General features: G+C 74.6%; 12 protein-coding genes. 8 read left to right on the top strand and 4 right to left on the bottom strand.

Annotated elements, in window-relative coordinates; translation table 11 throughout:
* The first annotated feature begins 6 nt into the window (after positions 1-6).
* The 7 genes from BLW57_RS03920 (at position 7) to BLW57_RS03890 (ending at position 15,907) form a co-directional block, all read left to right on the top strand.
* Positions 7-813 (top strand): enoyl-CoA hydratase-related protein, encoded by an 807-nt coding sequence (locus tag BLW57_RS03920; RefSeq protein ID WP_093472163.1) that lies wholly within the window; start codon positions 7-9, stop codon positions 811-813.
* Positions 814-859: 46 nt separating this feature from the next.
* On the top strand, positions 860-3,268 hold the full coding sequence (gene fabD / locus BLW57_RS03915; protein WP_093472162.1) for an ACP S-malonyltransferase: 2,409 nt from the start codon (positions 860-862) through the stop codon (positions 3,266-3,268).
* A gap of 137 nt (positions 3,269-3,405) precedes the next feature.
* Entirely contained in the window at positions 3,406-9,873 is a 6,468-nt protein-coding gene (locus tag BLW57_RS03910; protein ID WP_093472161.1) for a beta-ketoacyl synthase N-terminal-like domain-containing protein, read from the top strand.
* Positions 9,874-9,919: 46 nt separating this feature from the next.
* Entirely contained in the window at positions 9,920-11,479 is a 1,560-nt protein-coding gene (locus BLW57_RS03905) for an MDR family MFS transporter (protein ID WP_256339375.1), read from the top strand.
* 142 nt (positions 11,480-11,621) lie between these two features.
* Entirely contained in the window at positions 11,622-12,521 is a 900-nt protein-coding gene (locus tag BLW57_RS03900) for a DUF6039 family protein (RefSeq protein WP_143050264.1), read from the top strand.
* Positions 12,518-14,932 (top strand): ACP S-malonyltransferase, encoded by a 2,415-nt coding sequence (gene fabD, locus BLW57_RS03895; protein ID WP_093472159.1) that lies wholly within the window; start codon positions 12,518-12,520, stop codon positions 14,930-14,932. Before BLW57_RS03900 ends, fabD (BLW57_RS03895) begins: the two co-directional genes overlap by 4 nt.
* A 42-nt stretch (positions 14,933-14,974) precedes the next feature.
* Positions 14,975-15,907, top strand: coding sequence for a DUF6039 family protein (locus tag BLW57_RS03890; protein WP_093472158.1), 933 nt, complete (start codon positions 14,975-14,977; stop codon positions 15,905-15,907).
* Positions 15,908-16,033: 126 nt separating this feature from the next.
* On the opposite strand, the gene BLW57_RS03885 is transcribed toward BLW57_RS03890, so the two are convergent.
* Positions 16,034-16,399 (bottom strand): VOC family protein, encoded by a 366-nt coding sequence (locus tag BLW57_RS03885; RefSeq protein ID WP_073890565.1) that lies wholly within the window; start codon positions 16,397-16,399, stop codon positions 16,034-16,036.
* Between the two features lie 114 nt (positions 16,400-16,513).
* The gene (locus BLW57_RS03880) at positions 16,514-16,921 is read right to left on the bottom strand and encodes a DUF3224 domain-containing protein (protein WP_093472157.1); all 408 of its coding nucleotides are present in this window, start codon (positions 16,919-16,921) and stop codon (positions 16,514-16,516) included.
* 234 nt (positions 16,922-17,155) lie between these two features.
* Between BLW57_RS03880 and BLW57_RS03875 the strand changes: the two genes are divergently transcribed.
* Positions 17,156-17,872, top strand: a complete 717-nt coding sequence (locus BLW57_RS03875; RefSeq protein ID WP_093472155.1) for a PIG-L deacetylase family protein — start codon at positions 17,156-17,158, stop codon at positions 17,870-17,872.
* A gap of 59 nt (positions 17,873-17,931) precedes the next feature.
* On the opposite strand, the gene BLW57_RS03870 is transcribed toward BLW57_RS03875, so the two are convergent.
* Together BLW57_RS03870 and BLW57_RS03865 are read right to left on the bottom strand one after the other, a co-directional pair.
* The gene (locus BLW57_RS03870) at positions 17,932-18,678 is read right to left on the bottom strand and encodes a class I SAM-dependent methyltransferase (protein ID WP_093472153.1); all 747 of its coding nucleotides are present in this window, start codon (positions 18,676-18,678) and stop codon (positions 17,932-17,934) included.
* The gene (locus BLW57_RS03865; protein ID WP_093472151.1) at positions 18,675-20,816 is read right to left on the bottom strand and encodes an alpha/beta fold hydrolase; all 2,142 of its coding nucleotides are present in this window, start codon (positions 20,814-20,816) and stop codon (positions 18,675-18,677) included. The genes BLW57_RS03870 and BLW57_RS03865 overlap by 4 nt, the downstream gene beginning before the upstream one ends.
* Between the last annotated feature and the right edge of the window lie 285 nt (positions 20,817-21,101).

The raw sequence follows: 21,101 nt of genomic DNA, 5'->3' as shown, positions 1-21,101 counted from the left end.
CGACCGATGAGCCACGGCACCGTGCGCGTCCAGCACCAGGACCCCGCCGTCCTGCGGATCACCCTGGCCCGCCCCGAGCGCGGCAACACCGTCGACTCCGACCTGATCGCGGACCTGCACGGGGCGCTGGACACCGCCGAGAAGTCCGACACCTGCCGGCTGGTCCTGATCGACTCGCCAGGCCAGGTGTTCTGCAACGGGATGGACATGGCGGAGGCCGCGGCGGAGGAGGCTTTCGGACCGTCCTCCGGGAGCACCGGCGACGAAGGGCTCGGCCCGGCCGCGTCCGACGGGGCCGGCTTCTTCCGGCTGCTGCGCCGGATCACCGAAATGCCGAGACTGACCCTCGCCTGTGTGGACGGGCGGGTCGCGGGCGGCGGGGTCGGTCTCGCCGCGGCCTGCGACCTCGTCCACACGACCGAACGCGGGGTGTTCAGCCTCCCCGAGGCGCTCTGGGGTCTCCTGCCCTGCACCGTCCTGCCGTTCCTGATCCGCCGCACCGGCTTCCGCACGGCCGGCACCATGACCCTCACCACCCTGCCGCTGACCGCCCAGGAGGCGGTGCGGCGCGGACTCGCCGACGAGCTCTCGCCCGATTCGGGAGTGCTGGTGCGGCGGCTGCTGTCCCGGCTGACCAAGCTCGACGGCCGGCTCATCGGGGAGGCGAAGGGCTACCTCTCCGCGCTGCATCCCCTCACCGCCGAGACCGAGCAGCGGGCGGTCACCGCGTTCGCACGGCTCGCCGCCGCGCCGGGAGTCCGCGAGGGCATGGCGCGGTTCGCCGCCGAAGGACGCTATCCGTGGGAGCGGTGAACCCGCCGCCCCGAAGCCGCCGACCGCACCGCAGGGAGGAGCGCGGATGAGCGTCGTATGGGCGTTTCCCGGCCAGGGCTCACAGCGCAAGGACATGGGTGCCGGTCTCTTCGACCGGCACCCGCGAGTCGTCGCCCGGGCCGACGCCGTACTCGGCCGCTCGGTGCGCGAACTCTGCGCGGACCAGGAGGCGTTGCGCGACACCCGTGCCCTCCAGCCCGTGCTCTACACGATCAGCGCCCTGACCTATCTGGACCTCGCCGCCCGGGGGCCGCAGCCCGACTTCATGATCGGACACAGCCTCGGCGAGTACAGCGCGCTCTACGCGTCCGGGGCGGTCGACTTCGAGACCGGACTGCGTCTCGTCGTCGCCCGCGCCGACATCATGGGCGGCACGAGCGGGGGCGGGATGCTGGCCGTCGTCGGCCTGGACGTCGACCGGCTGCGAGAGGTGCTGCGCCGGGAGGGCGCGGACGACATCGATCTGGCGAACCACAACTCGCCCGTGCAGAGCGTCCTTTCGGGGCCGGAGGAGTCGATCCGCGGGCTGGCGCCCGTGCTGCGGCGCGCGGGCGCGGGCAAGTGCGTGCTGCTGCACATCAGCGTGGCGGCCCACTCCCGGTACATGGCCGAAGCGGCGCGGCGGCTCGGCGCGGTCCTCGACACCGTCACCTTCCGCGAACCCCGCGTCCCCGTCGTCTCCAACGTCACCGCCCGGCCGCACCGTGCCGACGAGATCGCCACACGCCTGCGCGAGCACATGTGCCAGGGGGTGCGCTGGTGGGAGAGCCTCGCCCACCTCGTCGACCACGGGGTCACCGACCTCGTCGAGGTCGGCCCCGGAAACGTCCTGTCGAAACTGTGGGCGGTGGCACGGGCGGAACTCCCGGGGCCGGCAGCGGGGGAGGAGACGCCGGCGGGGGCGCGCACGGAGGCGGAGGCCGAGGCCGGTGCTGCGACCGAGGTGTCCGGGGCGGCCCGCCAGGTACGGGCCGACGCACCGAGGGCGGTGCCCCCGTCGCTCGGGGCAGTGACGCCCGCCGAGGGGCCGCCGGGCGCGCCTTCCCGTGCGCGTGCCGGGCGGCCGGCGGCCGAACGGCTGGGAGCGGCGCGGTTCCGGGAGCGCTACGGACTGCGTCTGGCCTGGGTGGCGTCCGGAACCGGTGACGGGGCCGTCGGGGTGGAGGTGTGCCGGGCGGCACGGGAGGCGGGTCTGGCGGCCTTCGCCGACCCGACGGATCCCTCGGCCTTCGCCGGCCCGACGGGTCCGGCGGTCCTACCCGGCCCGGCCGATGCGACGGTCGCCGACCCGGCGTGGGACGAAGCCCGGACCGAGGAAGCCGCCGTCGGGGCACTGGTACCGGCCGTGACCGCCGCGGCGCGCCACGGCTGGGGGATCGGTCTGCGCGCCGGGCCCGACGCGGACCGGCTGGTCACCCTGCTGCTCGCCCGCGGAGTGCGCCACGTCGAGGCCGACCACCCCTACGGCCCGGACGCGGCCCTCGTCCGCTTCCGCTTCACCGGTGCCCGGCGCACCCCGGCCGGCACCCCCGTCGCCCGACGGCACGTCCTCGCCCGGGTGTCCGGGCTCGACCAGGCAGCCGCCTTCCTGCGGCCCCCCTCGCCGGCCCTGCTCGCCGAACTCGTCCGCACCGGCGGGCTGTCGGCGCCGGAGGCCGACGCCGCCCGGGAGCTGCCCGTCGCCTCGGACCTGGCGGTCCAGGCCCCGGCCGGCTGGCACGCCGACGGCGCCGACGCCTATCAGCTGCTGCCCTCCGTGGCCGCGCTCGCCGCCCGTGGCCCGGGTCCGGAACCCGTCCACGTCGGCCTGCGCGGCGTCGTCGGCACCCCCGAACAGGCCGCCACCGCCTTCGCGCTGGGCGCCGCCTTCCTCGTCTCCACCTCGCTCACGGCCTGCGCGCCGAACGCCCGGCTGTCCGCGGAACTCGGCCGGACCCTCACAGAGGTGGGGGACGACGACATCGCCTGGGCGCCCACCGAGCGGCACGCCACGCTGGGTGTCCCCGCACGGGTGGTCCGGCGCGGCACACTCTTCCCGGCCCGGGCGAACCTGCTGCACCGCCTCCTGCGCGCACACCGGTTCCTCGCCGAGGTCCCGGAAGCCCGGCGGCGGCACATCGAGGAGGAGGTGCTGGGCGGGCCGGCCGCCGAACTGCCGCCCGGCGCCGTCGACGGTGGGGTCCGCACGGCCGACGTCTTCCGCTGGTACGTGCGCGAGACGGCCCGCCGCACCAGCGCGGGGGACCCCGTCCGGCCCCTGGACCACCAGCTCCCGTGCGACCCGGAACTGACGCACTTCAACCGCGCGGCCGTCGGAACCGAACTCGCCGCACGACAGGCCCGCACCCCCGGCGCGGTCGCCGGACACCTCCTGACAAAAGCCGCGGAACTACTGGCCGCGGGCGTGGTGAGCCGGGCTGAAATGCGCCCATGAATGAGCGGACACACCCAGCAATCGCCGATACGGTCTGCGACGGACAGTGGCGTCCCGTACACGGGACCCCACGGGCATGCCGCGTGCCCGGACCGACACGGACCGAGCAGAGGTCGACACCCGTGGAGTGAGACGGCATGAATCCTATGGAGCGCACCGACATCGACAGCCACCCCGGCGGCGGTACCTCCGCTCCGCCGCCGGCCCCCGACCCGCGGCCCGCCGGCGCCGACTCGGGTCCGGCCGATCCCGCCGTCGTCCTGGTGTCGGCGGGCGACCCGGCGCGGCTGGCCCGTGCCGCACGCGCCCTGCACGACCGCCTCGCCCACCTGCTGCGGCAGGAACGGGCGCCGGCGGCGGCCGACGTGGCCTGGACGACGCAGACCGGCAGGGTGCCGATGCGGCACCGGCTGGCCGTCGTGCACCCCGATCTCCACGGTGTCCTCGCCGGGCTCGGCGCCTTCCTGGCGGGCCGCCCCGACCCGGCCGTGCACACGGGGCAGGCCGGCCCCGGAGCACAGGCCGCCACCGGACCCCCCGCCACCGCGGCGGAGGCGGCCCGGCAGTGGGCCGACGGCGCCGACCTGCCCTGGCAGAGCTACTGGCGTACGCGGCGGTCCCGTGTGCCGCTGCCGGTGTACCCGTTCGCGGAGATGGAGACGGAGACGGAGGCCGGGGCAGGAGCCGAGCCCGAGCCCGAGTCCGAGTCCGTGTCCCTGTCCGTGTCGTTGTCCGCCGACGGCACACGACCGCACGTACCGGACATCTCTCGCGTGCCCGGCACTCCGGAGGCGGCACAGGCGCCGGATCCGGCCGAACCGCGCGTGGCCGCACTGGAGGCCGCCCTCCTCGACCGGTACGCCGAGGTGTCGGGGATACCCCGGGACGAGCTCGACGCGCGGACGCCCTTCGTCGAGTACGGACTGACCTCGCTGCAGATCGGCGAACTGAACGCGCTGCTGGCCGAGGACTGGGGCGTCGGCAGCCGGACCCTGTTCTTCGAGCACGGCGACATCGCCGAGGTGGCCGCGGACGCCGTGCACCGATGCGGAGCCCGGCGCCGCACGCAGGAGCCGGCACCGAAACCCCCGCCGCGCGACCTTGCCTCCCGCACCCTCCCGGCCGGGGCGGCACATCCGGCCGTGGGCCCGGACGCGCGGCCCGCCGCGGACGGCACCGGCGCGATCGCCGTCATCGGCGTCGCCGGCCGCTTCCCGAACTCCCCGGACCTGGAGACCTTCTGGTCCCACCTGGCCACCGGACACGACTGCGTCACCGCCCTGCCGCCCGAACGGCACCGGCCCGGCTGGCCCGTGGACGACATGATCGGCGGATTCCTCGACGACGTCGACCGCTTCGACCCGCTGCTCTTCGGCATCACCCCGCGCGACGCCTCCTTCATGGACCCGCAGGAACGGCTCTTCCTGGAGACGGCCTGGGCCGCCCTGGAGAACGCCGCCCACCCCCGGCAGCGGCTGCGCGAGCGGCACGGCTCCCGGGTCGGGGTGTACGCCGGCGCCATGTACGCCGACTACGCCTTCTTCGGCGTCGAGGAAACCCTGCGGGGACGCCCCGCCTACGCGGGCGGCGCGCTCGGCAACATCGCCAACCGCGTCTCGTACATCCTCGACCTGCACGGCCCCAGCCTCGCCGTCGACACCATGTGCTCCTCCTCGCTGGCCGCCCTGCACCTGGCCGTACGGGCCCTGCGGGCCGGCGACTGCGAGATCGCCCTCGCGGGTGCCGTCAACCTGTCCCTGCACCCCAACAAGTTCGTCCAGCAGCGGCTGATGTCACTGACCTCCAGCTCCCGCCGGTGCCGCAGCTTCGGCGCGGGCGGCGACGGGTTCGTACCGGCGGAGGCCGTGGGCGTCCTCGTCCTGAAGCCGCTGGAACGCGCCCTCGCGGACGGCGACCGGGTGCGCGCCGTGATCCGGGGCAGCGCCGTGGTGCACGCCGGACGCACCAACGGCTATCTCGTCCCGTCCCCCGCCGCGCAGGGCGACGTGGTCCGCGGTGCCCTCGCCGACGCGGGACTGCTCCCCGGCGACATCGACTACCTGGAGGCCCACGGAGCGGGCACCGCCCTCGGTGACCCGGTCGAGATCGACGGTCTGGGCCGGGTTTTCGGCACCGCCGACCGCGCGCCGGGATCCCTGCCGATCGGTTCGGTGAAGTCCACCATCGGGCACGCCGAGGCCGCGGCGGGCATCGCGGCGTTCACCAAGGTCCTGCTCCAACTGGAGCACCGCACCCTGGCCCCGACGCTGCACGCCGACGACCTCAACCCGAACATCGACTGGGACACCGTCCCCTTCCGGGCCCAGCGGACCGCCGCCCCGTGGCCGCGACCGACCGGCCCGGACGGCACACCGCGCCCCCGGCGCGCCGGCATCAGCTCCTTCGGCGCCGGCGGCACCATCGCCCACCTGATCGTGGAGGAGTACCCCGCCCGCCCCGAACCGGACACCACCGCACCACGGGCGAGCGGACCGGGCCGGCCCCAGTTGCTCGTACTGTCGGCCTACGACGGGCAGCGTCTGAAGGACTCCGCCTCGCGCCTCGCCGCACGGCTGCGCGCTCCCGACGCACCCGCCCTGGCCGATGTCGCCTGGACCCTCCAGGTGGGCCGGGAACCGCTGCGGGAGCGGCTGGCGCTCGTCGTCGGCGACCCCGCCGAAGCGTCCGCCCGTCTGGCGGATTTCGCGGCCGGCTCCGCCACCGGCGGGGTCGTACGCGGGCGGGCCCCGCACGGGGGACGGCCGCAGGGACGGCTGCTGCCCGACGGACCCGAGGCCGACCTGGGCGCGCTCGCCCGGCACTGGGCGGCCGGCGGGCCGGTGGACTGGCCCCTGCTGCACCCACGAGAGCCGGAGGTGCGGCCACGCGTCACCACCCTGCCGGCGTACCCCTTCGCCCGCATGCGGTGCTGGATACCGGAGACCGCAGCCGGTGCGCCCGCCGTCGACGCCCCGGCACCCGCGGCCGCGGGCCCGTCCCGGCCCGTGGAGACGGTGCAGGCGCACGCCGCTACGACCGGTCCCGTCGAGGCCGGACAACAGCCCGACGGAGACGCCGTGTTGCTGCGCCGGGAGTGGCTGCCCACCGGCGAGGTGAACGCCGGCTCCGGCCCCGCCGAGGGCGTGGTGCTCTGTCTGTACGGCACGGCCACGCGCGGTCTCGCGGACGCGCTCGCGGCGACGGCACCACGGGGCACCCTCGTCCCCGTCCTCGTCCGGGACGACCACGGCACGCAGGAACTCCTCGACGGCACGGTCGGGTTCGCCGACGACGAGCAGGCCGACGCCGTCACCGGCGACCTGCTCGCCCGCCACCCGCTGATCGCCGGCTGGATGGACCTCACCGACCTGGACCGCGCGGACCCCGCGGATCCCGGGCCGTGGACCGCCCGTCTGCTGCTGATCCGTCGCCTGCTCGGAGCCCGGCCCGGCACACGACTGCGCGGAATCCAGGCCGTACGCGGACTCCAGGACCTCGACGGCCCCGCCCCCGACCCCTCCGGCGCCCGCATGGCCGGGTTCCTGCGCTGCCTCGGCGCCGAGTACGGCCGGCTGGACACCACCGTGGTCGACACCGACCTGGCCACCGCCGACACCGACCGGCTGGCCGCCTCACTGTGGGGCGAATGGCACCTGCCGGGCGCCAGGGCGGAGATCTGCCACCGGCACGGGCTGCGCTACGAACCCCTGTTGCGCCCCACCCTCGGCCGGGCCGTCCCCTTCACCCCGGACCCGGACCGCGCCTACGTCGTCACCGGCGGCACCCGAGGCATCGGCGCCCGCGTCGCCGCCCACCTCGTCGAACGCGGTGCCGGGGCGATCGCCGTCCTCGGCGGCCGGCCGCTGCCGGCCCGTCACCTGTGGGACGCGCCCGAGGCCCTCGGCGAGGCCGAGGCCGAGGCGGTGGAGAACGTACGACGGCTGGAACGGCTCGGCGCCCGCGTCCTGGTGCACACCGGCCCGCTCACCGACGCGTCCGCCCTCGGAGCCTTCCTGGACCGTGTGCGGACCGAACTCGCGCCCCTGGGCGGCGTCGTGCACTGCGCCGGCGGGATCGGGACCGGCCGCCCCGCCTTCGTCGGCAAGGACACCGCCTCGATACGCGCGTCCTTCGCACCCAAGGCCGACGGTCTCGACACCCTCGCCGCCCTCTGCGCCGGCGACCGGCTCGACTTCTTCGTGGCCTTCTCCTCGGCCTGCGCGCTCGTTCCCCGCCTGGCCGTGGGCGTCACGGACTACGCGGCAGCGAACGCGGCTATGGACTTCCTCCTCGCCCACCGGGTGCGGCAGGGCGGTGCCCACTTCCGCTCGGTGTGCTGGCCGATGTGGACCGACAGCGGAGCGGCCCGGGGCAAGGAGAACGTCTGCGCGCCCGTCGGCCTGGACAGCCTGAACGACACGCAGGGCCTGCGCGTCCTCGACCAGGTACTGGCGATGCCCTGGGGCGGCACGGTCCTGCCGGCCGTCCCGCTGGACCCGTCGTTCGACGCCGGAACACTGCTCGACAGCCGGGCCGGCGAGGCCGGGGGGACGGCGGCCGCGCGGCCGGTGGCCGGCGCACGTCCGCGGTCCGCGCCCGACGCGGCCCGCGCCGAGGTGTCCTCGGCGGGATCCTCGACGGACGGCGGACCCGCCTGGCTGGTGCGGCTGGTGTGCGCGGTGCTGGGCACCCCGGAGGCCGACCTCGACGTCACGGCGGACTTCGCCGACCTCGGCGTGGAGTCCGTGATGCTGGGCGAACTCCTCGACCACGTCGAGGAGGCCGTCGGCGAACGCCTCCCGCCGTCGCTGCTGCTGGAACACCCCAGCGTCGAGCAGCTGCACGGCCACCTGACCGGTCTCGGCCTGGCCCCGCGCCATGAGGCGGAACCGCGTACGTCCCCGCCCGCCGACGCTCCCGCGCCCGCCGCGGGTACCCCCGCCGTCGCGGCCGTCTCCGCGCCACCCGCCCACCAGCCCTCGCACCCGGTAGAAGCCCCCGCGGCCGCCCCCCGCCCCGCGCACGGCGGTACGGAGACCAAGGTCGCCGTCATCGGCATGGCGGGCCGCTTCCCGGGTGCGCCCGACGTCGCCACCTACTGGCGCAACCTCCTCCAGGGACACTGTGCCGTCAAAGAGGTACCGCCCGGGCGGTGGGACACCGAGGCGCTCTACAGCCCCGACCACGCACCGGGCCGCAGCACCGGGAAGTGGGGAGGGTTCCTCGACGGCCTCGAACGCTTCGATCCCGAGCCGTTCCAGCTCACGGACGACGAGGCCACCGTCCTGGACCCGGGCATCCGGCTGTTCCTCGAAGCCACCCGGGACTGCCTGGCCGACGCGGGGTACCGGGGCGAGGAGCTGCGCGGCCGGGACGTGGGCGTGTTCGTCGGCGGCCGGATCTCCACCTACCCGCGCCGCGCGCCGCTGCGGCCCGACGTGCTCCAGTCCGACCAGAACTTCCTCGCCGCGCAGGTGGCGCACCGGTTCGACTTCCGCGGCCCCAACATGGTGGTGGACAGCGCTTGTTCGTCGTCCCTGGTGAGCGTGCAGCTGGCCTGCCGCAGCGTGTTGTCCGGGGAGTCGGAGCTCGCCCTGGCCGGCGGGGTGGAGATCCTGCTGGACGAACGCCCCTACCTGGAGTTCAGCGCCGCGCGGGTGCTGTCGCCCACGGGGCGTTGCCGCCCGTTCGACGAGCAGGCGGACGGCATCGTGCCCGGAGAGGCCTGCGGCGCCGTACTGCTGAAGCCGCTGGGCGCCGCCCTGCGCGACGGCGACCCGGTCCACGCCGTGATCGAGGCGGTCGCCGTCAACAACGACGGCCACACGATGGGCACGACCACACCGAATCCGGCCGCGCAGACCGCCGTCGTCCGCAAGGCCCTGGCCGCCGCGGGCCGCCGGGCCGACGAGATCGGGCTCGTGGAGGCGCACGGCACCGCCACCCGGATCGGCGACCCGATGGAACTCAAGGCGCTCACCGACGCGTTCGGCGGTGCCGAGGAACCGTACGGCCGCTGTGCCATCGGCAGCGTGAAGGCCAACGTCGGGCACCTGCTGAGCGCGGCGGGCGTGGCAGGTCTGATCAAGGTCGCGCTGAGCCTGGAGCACGGACTGGTCCCGCCCACCCTGTTCTGCGACACACCCAACCCGCGCTTCGACTTCGCGCACTCCCCGTTCCGGCCGGTGACGGCGGTCGAGGAATGGGCGGCGCCGCCCGAGCGGCGGGTCGCGGGCATCAGCTCCTTCGGGCTCGGCGGGACCAACGCCCACCTCGTCGCCTCCGCGCTCGACCCGCGCGACCGTCCCGCGGGCGTACCGGTACGACGGCCGCTGCCCGCCCCCGAGTACCGCCGCAGGCGGCTGTGGCTGGAGCGGGACACCGCCGCCCCCACGTACACCGGTCCCGCCGCCGGCACGCCCACGCCGGACCCGATCTCCGCCAGGGGCCCGGCCACCGACTCCGTCACCCGGGCAGGCACGCCGGACCGCACGCCCGATCCCGGGCCGGTCCCCGTGCGCGCCGCCATCCTCGATCTGCGCTTCGTCACCCGCCGGGTGACGGGCGAGGTTTCCGCACCCACCCCGGCGGCGCCCGTGCCGTAGCGCCCGGCCCGCCGGCCAGACCCCCCACGGAAGGAACGGACCAGCCATGGAAAACTCCGCAGAGGCGGCCCCCGCGGCCGCGGACGCGGCACCGGCCCTGCCCACCCCTCGTCAGGCCACACTGGCCATCGCCGGTGTGATGGCGGGGATGCTGCTGTCGGCCCTCGACCAGACCGTCGTCAGCGTCGCCCTGCCGAGCATCGTCGGCGAACTGGGCGGACTGGAGCGCCTGCCCTGGGTGGTGACGGTCTACCTGGTCACCTCGATGGCGGTCACACCGCTGTGGGGCAAGGTCTCCGACCTCTACGGCCGCCGGACCGTGGTGCAGTGCGCCATCGGTGTGTTCGTCGTGGGATCCGTGCTGTGCGGCGTCGCCCAGAGCATCTGGCAGCTCATCGTCTTCCGAGGGCTGCAAGGTCTCGGCGCGGGCGGACTGTTCGTGCTGGCGCTCGCGGTGATCGCCGACGTCGTGCCACCGGAGCGCCGGGGCCGCTACCAGGGCATGTTCGGCGCGGTGTTCGGCCTGTCCAGCGTGGTCGGGCCGCTGGTCGGCGGCTGGTTCACGGACGGACCCGGCTGGCGCTGGATCTTCCTGATCAACGTGCCGGTCGGTGTGCTGGCCCTGGTGGCGACCGCGGTGGGCCTGCGTATCCGCAGCCCGCAGCGGCCGCACACCGTCGACTTCGCCGGAGCCGCATTGGTCGCCGGTGCGGTCGTCTGCGCCCTGCTGTACCTGAACTGGGCCGGTGACACCTATGGTTGGGCCGCGCCGGGGTCGCTGCTGCTGGCCGTCGGAGCCGTCGCCCTGGGCGTCCTGTTCGTGTGGGTGGAGACCCGGGCGGCCGAACCGGTCATCCCCATGGGCCTGTTCCGCAACCCGGTGTTCGGCATCGGCGCGCTGTTCGGGCTGCTGGCCGGTGCCGCCATGTTCGCGGGCATCGTGTTCCTGCCGCTGTACTTCCAGGCGGTCATGGGCATGTCCTCCACGCGCTCGGGCCTCGCCATGCTGCCCGCCATGTTCGGCCTGACCGTGACCTCCATCGCCTCCGGACAACTGATCAGCAAGAACGGCAAGTACAAGGTCTTCCCGGTCTCCGGGTCCGCGCTGCTCGTCGTCACCATGCTGCTGCTGTCCCGCCTCACGGCCGACACGCCCTACTGGCAGATCGGCCTGTACGCCTTCCTGTTCGGCGCCGGCGTCGGCCTGGTGATGCAGCCCGTCATCACGGCCGTGCAGAACTCCGTACCGCCCCAGGACATCGGTGCCGCCACCAGCGCCGCCAACTTCTTCCAGCGGATGGGCTCCGCGGTCGGCGTGGCGGTGCTCGGCACCGTCCTCACCACCCGTGTGACCGACCGCCTCACCGACGTCGGCCCCGACGCCGCGCGGGCCGCCGACAAGGGCGTCACCGCGCTGCACGGGCTGCCCGAGCCGCTGCGCGGACGGGCGCTGGACGGCTACGCACACGCGATGGGGGACATGTTCCTCGTCTGCGTGCTGCTCGTCGCCGTGGCCCTCGTGGTGTCCCTGTTCCTCAAGGAGATGCCCCGCCGGGCCGACCCCGCGACGGAGCGGCCCGCCGAGGAGGCGCCCGCGACGAGCTGACGAGCAGCGGGGCGGCGAACCGCCCCCCGCCTGCTCAAAGTTGTGCAGCCCCCCGGCGGCGGTCCGCCTAGCGTGGCTCGCGCCGGCCCCCCCGCGGGCCGGCCCGAGCCACGCATCTCCGCACCGGAAGGACGGCCATTCCATGGATCAGCGGACAGCCCGGAGGACGGCCGGTCTCAGCCCCGCGTCGGCACAGAGCCCCGTGCCGGCCGACAAGCTGCTGCACTCCGGCAACTCGGGCTTCACCATCGCCCGCAGCGCCCAGCTGAAGTACGAGCACCGGGACGAGGGCCGCAAGCTCTTCGCCTCCGTGATCGCCTACATGAACCAGTCCGACCTCAACGGCGCCTCCTTCTACTTCTACGAGGAGGCGTTCGGCAAACAGGACCGGGTCCACTGGCTGATCCACTGGAAGACACCCAACGACTACGCCATCAGCCTGCACATGGTCGACCACGACGAGAAGATGATCGACCTGCTGGAGAGCGACCGCGTCGTCGACGACGCCAGCGCGGGCGTCTGGGGCCGCGCCGTCGTCGAGGGCTCCGTCCAGGAACGCATCCTCGTCCCCCAGCACGGCCTCGTGCACGAGGAGGACGACCACGACCCCGGTGACCTCTGGGTGGACCCGGCCAAGCTCCAGACCGGCCGGCCCGACGGCGAACTGCTGCACTCCGCGAACGCCATGCTCACCCTGCACCGCACGGGCCAGGCCACCCACGAGTTCCGCAAGGAGGCCCGGCTCTACGCCTTCGCCTGGCAGAACGAGGTCAACCGCAAACTGCCCGGACGCGCCACCTCCTACCTCTACGAGGAGACCTTCGGCGTCATGGACCGGCTGCACTGGCTCGTGCACCTGAAGGACTTCGACGCCTACCAGGAGCTGCTCGAACTGGAGCGCACCGACAAGGACTTCAGGGCCCTGGGGGAGCGGCGGTTCATCGCCGAACAGAAGGGCGGCGGCACCTGGGGCCGCACCTATGTCCCCGGCACCATCGAGGACACCCTGCTGCTGCCGCACCAGCTGACCGCGGCCGAGTGAGGGCCTGGCTCTTCGCCGGCCAGGGGGCGCAGCGCGCGGGCATGGGGGAGCGGCTCTTCGACCGCTTCCCCGAGTACGTGGCGGTCGCCGACCGTGTGCTCGGCGAGCCGGTGCGCGCACTGTGCCTGGACGATCCCGCCGGCCGGCTGAACCGCACCCGCTGGACCCAGCCCGCGCTGTACGTCGTCAACGCGCTCGCCTGCGCCGAAGCGCTGGCGGAGGGGCCCGCGCCCGACTTCCTGGCCGGTCACAGCCTCGGCGAGTACAACGCGCTGCTCGCCGCCGGGTGTTTCGACTTCGAGACGGGCCTGCGGATCGTGAAACGGCGCGGCGAGCTGATGGGGGAGGCCGACGGCGGCGCCATGCTGGCCGTCCTCGGACTCCCGCCCGACGGGGTGCGCGCCCTGCTGGACCGCTGCGGCGCCACGGACGTGGACCTGGCCAATCTCAACACCGCCACCCAGGTGGTCGTGTCGGGCCCGGCCGCGGCCGTGAAGGCGGTGCAGACCGAGGTGCGGGCGACCGCGGGGGCCCGGTGCGTGCCGCTGGCCACCAGCGGCGCCTTCCACTCACGGCACATGCGGCCGGCCCAGGAGCGGTTCGCCGCCTTCCTGGACACCGTCGAGTTCCGCCCGCCCCGCATCCCGGTGATCGCCAACGTCACCGCGCGTCCCCACCCGCCGGACGGCGTCGCCGGCCTGCTGGCCCGGCAGATCGCCGCTCCGGTGCGCTGGCACGAGTCCCTGCGGGAACTGATCCGCCGGGGCGTCACGGAGGCACGCGAGTTCGGTCCCCGGCCCATGCTGCGGCCCATGTGGGACTCCGTGGTCGCCGAGCCCGCCCCACCGGCCCGGCGGCGCCCCGGCGGTACGGCGGCCACCGCCGCCCCCGGGACCGGACCCGGCCCGGAAGCCCGTACGGCACCGTCCGCACGCCCCGCCCCCGCGAGCGGCGCGCCGCACCCGCCGCCCGCAGGCACCGCTTCCCCGCCGGCCGCCACCACCGCGGCCATCGGACGCACGTCCCGGACGGCCCCACCCGAGCCGGAGCCCGTACGGGACCCCGCCGCCGCGCGGCTGGGCTCCGCGGAGTTCCGGCACGACCACGGACTGCGCTACGCCTACCTGGCCGGCAGCATGTTCCGGGGCGTCTCCTCCGTGGACCTGGTCGCCCGGCTCGGCCGGGCGGGCCTGAAGGGCTACTTCGGCGCCGGCGGCCTGCACCTGGAGACGGTCGGGAAGGCGGTCACCGAACTGGCCCGCACCCCGGGCCTCGACGGCCGCTACGGAGTGAACCTGCTGCACGACCTCACCCGTCCGGGAGCCGAGCGCGCCCTGGTCGACCTGCTGCTGCGGCACGACGTACGGCACGTGGAGGCGGCCGCCTTCACCGCCGTCACCCCGGACCTCGTCCGGTTCCGTTTCCACGGCGCACACCGTGCCGCGGACGGCACCCCCGCCGCCGTACGCACCGTCGTCGCCAAGTGCTCGCGTCCCGAGGTCGCGGCCCAGTTCATGGCACCGCCCGCTCCGGAACTGCTGGATCGTCTGGTCGTCGAGGGCGGGCTGACCTCCGCCGAGGCCGACGCGGCGCGCGTGTTGCCGGTCGCGCAGGACGTCTGCGTCGAGGGGGACTCGGCGGGCCACACCGACGGCGGCGTCAGCCTGGCACTGGTGCCGACCACGGTCGCGCTGGCCGCCCGGCTCACCGAGCGGTACGGCTACGCGCGCCGCCTCAGGGTCGGTGCGTGCGGCGGCCTCGGCACCCCGGAGGCGGTGGCCGCGGCCTTCGTCCTCGGCGCGGACTTCGTGGTGACCGGCTCGGTCAACCAGTGCTCCCCGCAGGCCGGCACCTCGGACGCGGTGAAGCAGATGCTGGCCGCCCTGGACGTGCAGGACACCGCGTACGCGCCCGCCGGCGACCTGTTCGAACTCGGCTCCCGCGTCCAGGTGGTCCGCAAGGGCACCCTCTTCGCGGCCCGCGCCAACAAGCTCTACCAGCTCTACCGCACCCACACGGGCCTCGACGACCTCGACGGGCCCACCCGCGCCTGGCTGGAACGCGACTGCCTGCGCGCCCCCCTGGACCAGGTGTGGAAGCAGACGTGCGCCTACTACCGGGACGCGGGCCGCGCGCACGAGACCGAACGCGCCGAGCGGGACCCGAAGCACCGGATGGCACTCGTCTTCAAGTCCTACTTCGCCCGCACCAACCGGGCCGCCCAGGAGGGCGATCCCGCCGAACGGGCCAATTACCAGGTGCACTGCGGGCCCGCCGCGGGCGCCTTCAACCGCTGCGTCGGCGGTACCGCTCTGGAGCCCTGGCAGGAGCGGCACGTCGAACGCATCGCCGACCTGCTGATGACCGGGGCGGCCGGTGTCCTCAGCGACCGCCTCGCCGCCTACGCCTGACCCGGCGTGCGTCACCCGTCACCACACACCGAGGAGAGCCACATGACCGTGGACAGCGGCATGCCCAGTGTCCCGCCCGCCCGGCACCAGACGGCGCAGCCCGCGGACAAGATCCTGCACTCGGCGAACGCCGGGGTCGTCGTCGAGCGGGTCGCCCAGATCGCGGGCGGGCAGGGCGACACCGCCCGCCGGATGGCGCGGGAGGCCGCCGAGTTCGTCAACGCCAAGCACCCGGGACTGGCGACCGTCCTCGTCTACGAGGAGACCTTCGGCGTCAAGGACCGCCTGCACTGGCTGATCCACTTCCGGTCCCTGGAGGACTACGAACGGCTGCTGCACATGGGCGGCGCGCGCGACTTCCGGGACGGCGTCCTCGGCGGCTACGTGGCACACCACCAGGCGGACGACTGGCAGGCCGCCTTCGTGCCCGGCAGTGTGCGGGAGACCATGATGCTCCCGCATCGCTGGGGCATCTTCGGCACCGCCACCCGGACGATGGCACAGGACCCCTCCATGAGTCCCCTGGCCGCCGACCGGGACGAGCCCTGGTTCGAGGTGCTCCCCGCACAGCACCAGACGTCCGTCCCCGCCGACGGCCTCCTCAACACCGCCACCGCGGGTGTGGTGATGCACCGGGTGGTGGACTTCAGCTACAAGTACCGCGCCGAGGCCCGGCTGTTCGCCCGCACCGTCGCCGAGAACACCAACCTCAGCTCCGGCGGGGACGCCACCGCACTGGTCTTCGAGGAACTCTTCGGCACGATGGAGCGGATGCACTTCCTCATCCACATGAGGACGCTCGGCACCATGTACAAGCTGATGGGCATCGACGCCCGCACGGACCCCGAGGCCCCGCGCGCCACCTACATGCAGGACTGGGTCCCGCGCGAGGAGGGCGGCGGCGGCTGGGACAGCCTGATGCTGGAGGGCAGCGGACACGACGGCTGCCTGACACCGCAGTACTGGGGCGACTGACGGCTCCGGCCGGCACCCGCGACACGACGGGGCCGCGGCACTCGGTGAGTGCCGCGGCCCCGTCGTGACACATGTGCCGGGCCCCGCGCAGGACGTCCGTCCCGACGCGTTCCGTACCGGCAGGCGTCAGGCCATGGTGGTCACACAGAACGGGTGACCGGCGGGGTCGATCAGCACGACCCACTTCTCGCCACCCGGCTGGTGCTCCGGCTTGGTCGCCCCGAGGGCGGTCAGCCGCTCCACCGCCTCCTCCAGGTCGCTCACACTGAAGTCGAGGTGCATCTGCTTGTCGTCGCCGGGCCAGGAGGGCTTCTTCAGGCTCTCGGTCCGCTGGAAGCCGATGCGGCTGGACCCGTCCGGGGTTCCGATGTAGGCGAAGTCCTCGCTCGCGAACAGGGACTCCCAGCCGGTCACGGCGCTGTAGAACTCCGCGAGAGCCTTCGGGTCCGGCGCGTCCAGGGTGACCGCTGCCAGCTGCCCAATGGGGGACATGAAAAACTTCCTTCCTCAAGGGTCGGCCGTCTCCGGCACGCAACTGCCGCGTGGTGCTCCGGTGTTGACGAGCCTATGCCCTCGGCCGACACACACGCACGCGGATCGCCGGGACTACTCGAAGGAGTGGTCCAGCGTCACGCTCGCGTGTCCGTCCGGACCGGGGTTGTCACAGAAGTAGGTGCCGGTGCCGCGCAGCCCGGCGAGCCCACCGGTCCCGGAGCCCTCCAGCACCTCGAGCGTGGCCTTCGCCGCGCCGCCGCCGGTGGTGCCGCTGATCTGCAGGACGAAGCTGCCGCTGCGGTCGCCGATCCGGCCGGTCACCCGCTCCAGCGCGGTGAACACGCTGGCGCCCCCGGGGGAGAGCGCGATCAGAACCTGCTGGACGCCCTCGGCCTCGATGGTCCCGCGGTAGTGGTTGGCCACCTCACCGTGCAGCAGCACCGGGGCGCCGTCGGTCTGCTCGAACGGGGCCGGCTGCCAGGGGTCCCAGGTCATCGTGCTGGTCGACTGCGTCTGCATGCGTTGTCCTCTCGCTCGCGGGACCGCGGCGCCGGTGACCGGGCCGCCGCCGGGGATCAGCCGGATCCTCGCGCGTCCCCACCCGCGGCTCTGCTCACAATTGAGCGTTCCAGCAGGGCGTCACGAGGTATTTTCCAAGCCGGACGCAATGGCCGGACGCAATGGCCGGGCGGAGTTCAGTGAAATCCATTCCCAGGGTACCGGCGGAGTAATGCCCGCTGTTATCTTCGGCCCATGAGCGATGAATTCCAGGAAATGCCCGAGGACTGGACCCGCGCCCTGGCCGTGGTGGCGCACCCCGACGACATGGAATTCGGAGCCGCGGGTGCCGTCGCGCGCTGGACCGCGGCCGGAAAGACCGTCACCTACGTGGTGGCGAGCCGGGGCGAGGCCGGCATCGACACCATGGCGCCGGAGAAGGCCGCCGAGATCCGTGAGGCCGAACAGCGGGCCAGCGCCGCCGTGGTCGGCGCCGCGGGCGTGGAGTTCCTCGACCATCCGGACGGACGCATCGAGTACTCCCCCGAGCTGCGCCGCCAGTTCGCCACCGCGATCCGCCGGCACCGCCCCGAACTCGTGCTGGGCTTCTGCCACCACGACCACACCTCGACCGGACGCTGGAACTCGCCGGACCACCGCAACACCGGCCGGGCCCTGCTCGACGCCGTCGGCGACGCGGCCAACCGGTGGATCTTTCCCGAGGACGGACCGGGCCCCTGGCAGGGCGTCCGGTACGTGGCGATCTCCAACTCGCCCCGGCCCACCCACGCCGTGGACGTCGGCGAGCACATCGACCGGGCCGTGGCCTCCCTGGAGGCGCACGCCAGCTATCTCGCGGCGATGCAGCCGCCCGTCACGGACGTACGCGGGCCCCTGCTGGGACTCGCCCAGGCGATGGGGGCCCGGTTCGGCGGCCGCCCGGCGATCGCCTTCGAGCTGATACCCCGCTGAACGGCCGGGGACCGGGGAGCGCGGCCGGCCCGCGTCGGCCCTCCCCGGCCCCCGGCGCCTCACCGCTTGACGTAGACGCTGCGATGCACCCGCCACTGCTGCACCCGCGGCCGGCCCGGGTCCGCGAGGCCCCGCAGTTCGGCGAGGGCCGGCTCCACCACCCGGCCCCAGGTCTCGTCGTCGACCTCCCACAGGTAGGGCGGCAGCCGGCGCTCCAGACTCTCCAGCAGCTGACGCGGCGTGGTGGCCCGCTCGTAGTCCGGCGCGAACTCGTGCCGCAGCCGGGTCAGCCCCGCCGCGGCCGCGGCCGCGTCCAGCCGTTCGGGGGTGTCGGGCCGCGGCGGCTGGAGCACCGCCAGCCGGTCCAGTACGGCGACCAGGTCGTCCGGGTCGGCCGCGGGGTCGCCGTGCACCGCGAGCAGCCGCCCGCCGGGGCGCAGGACCCGCGCCGCCTCCGCGAGGGCGCGCGGCATGTCCCCGACCAGATGCAGGACGTGCGTGAAGACCAGGTTGTCGAACGTGCCGTCCCTGAACGGCAGGGCCCGGGCGTCGCCGGCCGTCACCCGCCCCGCCAGCCGCTCCGCGGCCCGCGACAGCATCGGCAGCGACAGGTCGACGCCGTGGACCCGGTGGCCGAGTTCGGCCAGCCCCGCCGCCACGATGCCGGTGCCGACGCCCACCTCCAGCACCGTGCCGGGCGTGAGGTCCCCGGCGAGTTGCGACGCGGCCTGCCGGCCGCGTTCCATTCCGCCCCGCATCCGGTCGTAGTCGTCCGCGACCCGGTCGAAGGCCTTGGCCTCGCTCACCGTGCAGTTCCCTCCGTGTCGATGTGCCAGGTGATCTCCGCGTACCGCACGAGGTCCGCGACCTCGTCCGGCGCGCGGACGAACTCCGTGATCAGTTCCGCCACCAGGGCCGGGCGATCGTGCGGCGCGTAGTGACCGGCGACCGCCAGCTCCGCGTACCGCGCCCGCGGGAAGCAGCGGGCCGCCTCGCGTGCCCGGGCCGGCGACGAGATCCCGTCGAACTCCGAGCAGACGAACAGCACCGGCGCCGTCACATGCGCCGCCTGGCTCGCCGAGTCCAGCCGCCACAGGTCCACGAGCTGCCGCGCGTACCGCACCAGCACCTCCGCGTCGCGGAACGGCCGCCGGACCTCGTCGGCGAGGGCCCGGCTGAGCACCCCGAGCACCCCCGCGTCCCGGGCGCCGGGGCTGCCCTTGCCGCCCGCAGCGCCGGGGGCCAGCAGGCCCAGCATCCGGGCGGCCTTCGCCGGGCTGCGGTCCAGGGCACGGCACACCGCCGCCAGGTCGGCCTCGTACTTGGTGTCCATGCCGTCCCAGCGGCCGTTCTGCCGGAACGTGGCGTTCAGGAACACCAGGGAGGCCACAGCGTCCGGCCTGCGCCGCTGGAAGGCCGTCGCGATCTTGGCGCCGGTGCACCAGCCGAGCAGATGCGCGCGGTCGGCCCCGGCCGCGTCGAGGACGGCCTCCAGGTCGTCGAGCTGGTCCCCGGCCCGCCACGGCGGATCGTCCCGCTCCGTGCCGCGGACCTGCCAGGTGACGACGCGGTGGTGCGGCGCGAGCCGGGCGCACAGCCGGGTGAGGAACCCGGGCCCCTGACCGAGCGCGTTCAGCACCACCAGCGGCGGCCCGTCACCGTCGCCCGCCTCGTACACGGCGAGCGGCCGCCCGGCGACCTCGACGGTACGCCGGCGCAGCGTCACGTCCTCCCGCCCCGCCGTCCCCGCCGCCCGCCCGGCGACCGCCTGGTACGCCCGCACGCTCCCGAACAACTCCCACTGCCCGGCGGCGGACAGCGGCGTGGCGAGGGTGGGGGAGGCCCCTGATCCGGGTGGGGGAGCCGCGGTTTCCGGTACGGCCGGCGACGGCGCCGGGGGCCGCCCGGACGCCGTCGGCGCGGGCTGCCGGGCGGCCGCCGTGGGATCCGGCGCGCCGACGCCGGCCCGGGGGGCCGTACCGTCGGACAGGGGTCCGGGTACGGGGACCTCCGCCCCGTTCCCGAGCCGTGCGGCCTGCGCGCGGACGTCCGCCAGGCGCAGATCGAGCAGCCGGTCGGCGGCGGAGAGGCCCTCGCGGTCCGCCACCAGGCGGACGTCGATGCCGTGGACCGCGCCGGCCCGCGCCAGGACCTCGGTCAGCGGGACCGGCGCCGGCGCGGGCACCGTCGCGAACCCGTCCGGGAGCCCGCCCGGCGCACCGGCCCGCCACAGCTCCTCGGCGGCCTGCTCGGCGGGCAGCAGGGTGAGCCCCAGCCCCGCCGCGCCGGCCACCCGCAGCGGATGCCGCTCGAACCAGTCGGGCACCCGGTCCTCGACCTCGGTCCGCACCGCGTGCAGGGCCCACAGCAGCCGGTGCGCGCCCGGCGGGCACTCGCCGAACACCGGTGCCTGGTCGTCCAGCACCGGCGGTGTACGCAGCACCCGCCAGGCCACACCGGCGTCCAGGCACGCCTCCACGGCGCGCCGTTCCAGCTCGCGGTAGCCGCGGCGCACCGGTCCGGCGGGACCGTCGTCCACCGCTCCGTCCGGCCCGACGTGCACGTATCCGACGGCCCCGAGCGCGGGCAGCGCGGCGAGCACCGAGCCGGCCAGTGCCGCGTCCCCGCGCGCCCCGCGCACCGGCGCCCGGTCCCAGCCCGGGACCACGCACCACACCTGATCCGCCGTCAGCGCCCCGAGTTCGCCCGCGACCGCCCCGGGTGCCGCGCACACGACGGTCAGCCTGTCCCCGGGATCGGGCAGCCGGGCCGACTGCGCCACGAACGAGGCGATCTCCTTCCGGTCCGGGGCGATCGCGCCCGGCCGCGAGACGGCGGCGGACAGCAGCACCACCTCGGTCTCGTCGGAAGCGGTCAGGCAGCGGGCCGCCAGACGGCCGGCGAGCAGCGCCGAGGTACCTGCGATCAGCACACGCTGCGGCATGCGTTCCGTCCTCCTGTGCCGGCTCGCGAACCCGTCGCACCGAGGGCCGGCGAGAACGCCGAGCGCGTGATTCCAGCGGCCGGGGAAAAGTGAAGACCCCAGATGATCCTGCATTTACACACCGGAATTCTGCTCAATACTGAGCACGCCGAAAAAGTCCCTTGACGCCCTTGCGGCGGCCGAAATTCCGTCGTTAGCATCCCCGCGCCGGAATTATCTCTCCGGGCCCGCACGCCCATTCCGCGACGCCCACCCGGAACCGTCCGACGCGTGCACATCGATACG

The organism is Streptomyces sp. 1222.5, assembly GCF_900105245.1.
In the GTDB taxonomy this organism is placed as follows: domain Bacteria; phylum Actinomycetota; class Actinomycetes; order Streptomycetales; family Streptomycetaceae; genus Streptomyces; species Streptomyces albidocamelliae.
This window is presented reverse-complemented; position numbering and strand designations above follow the sequence as displayed.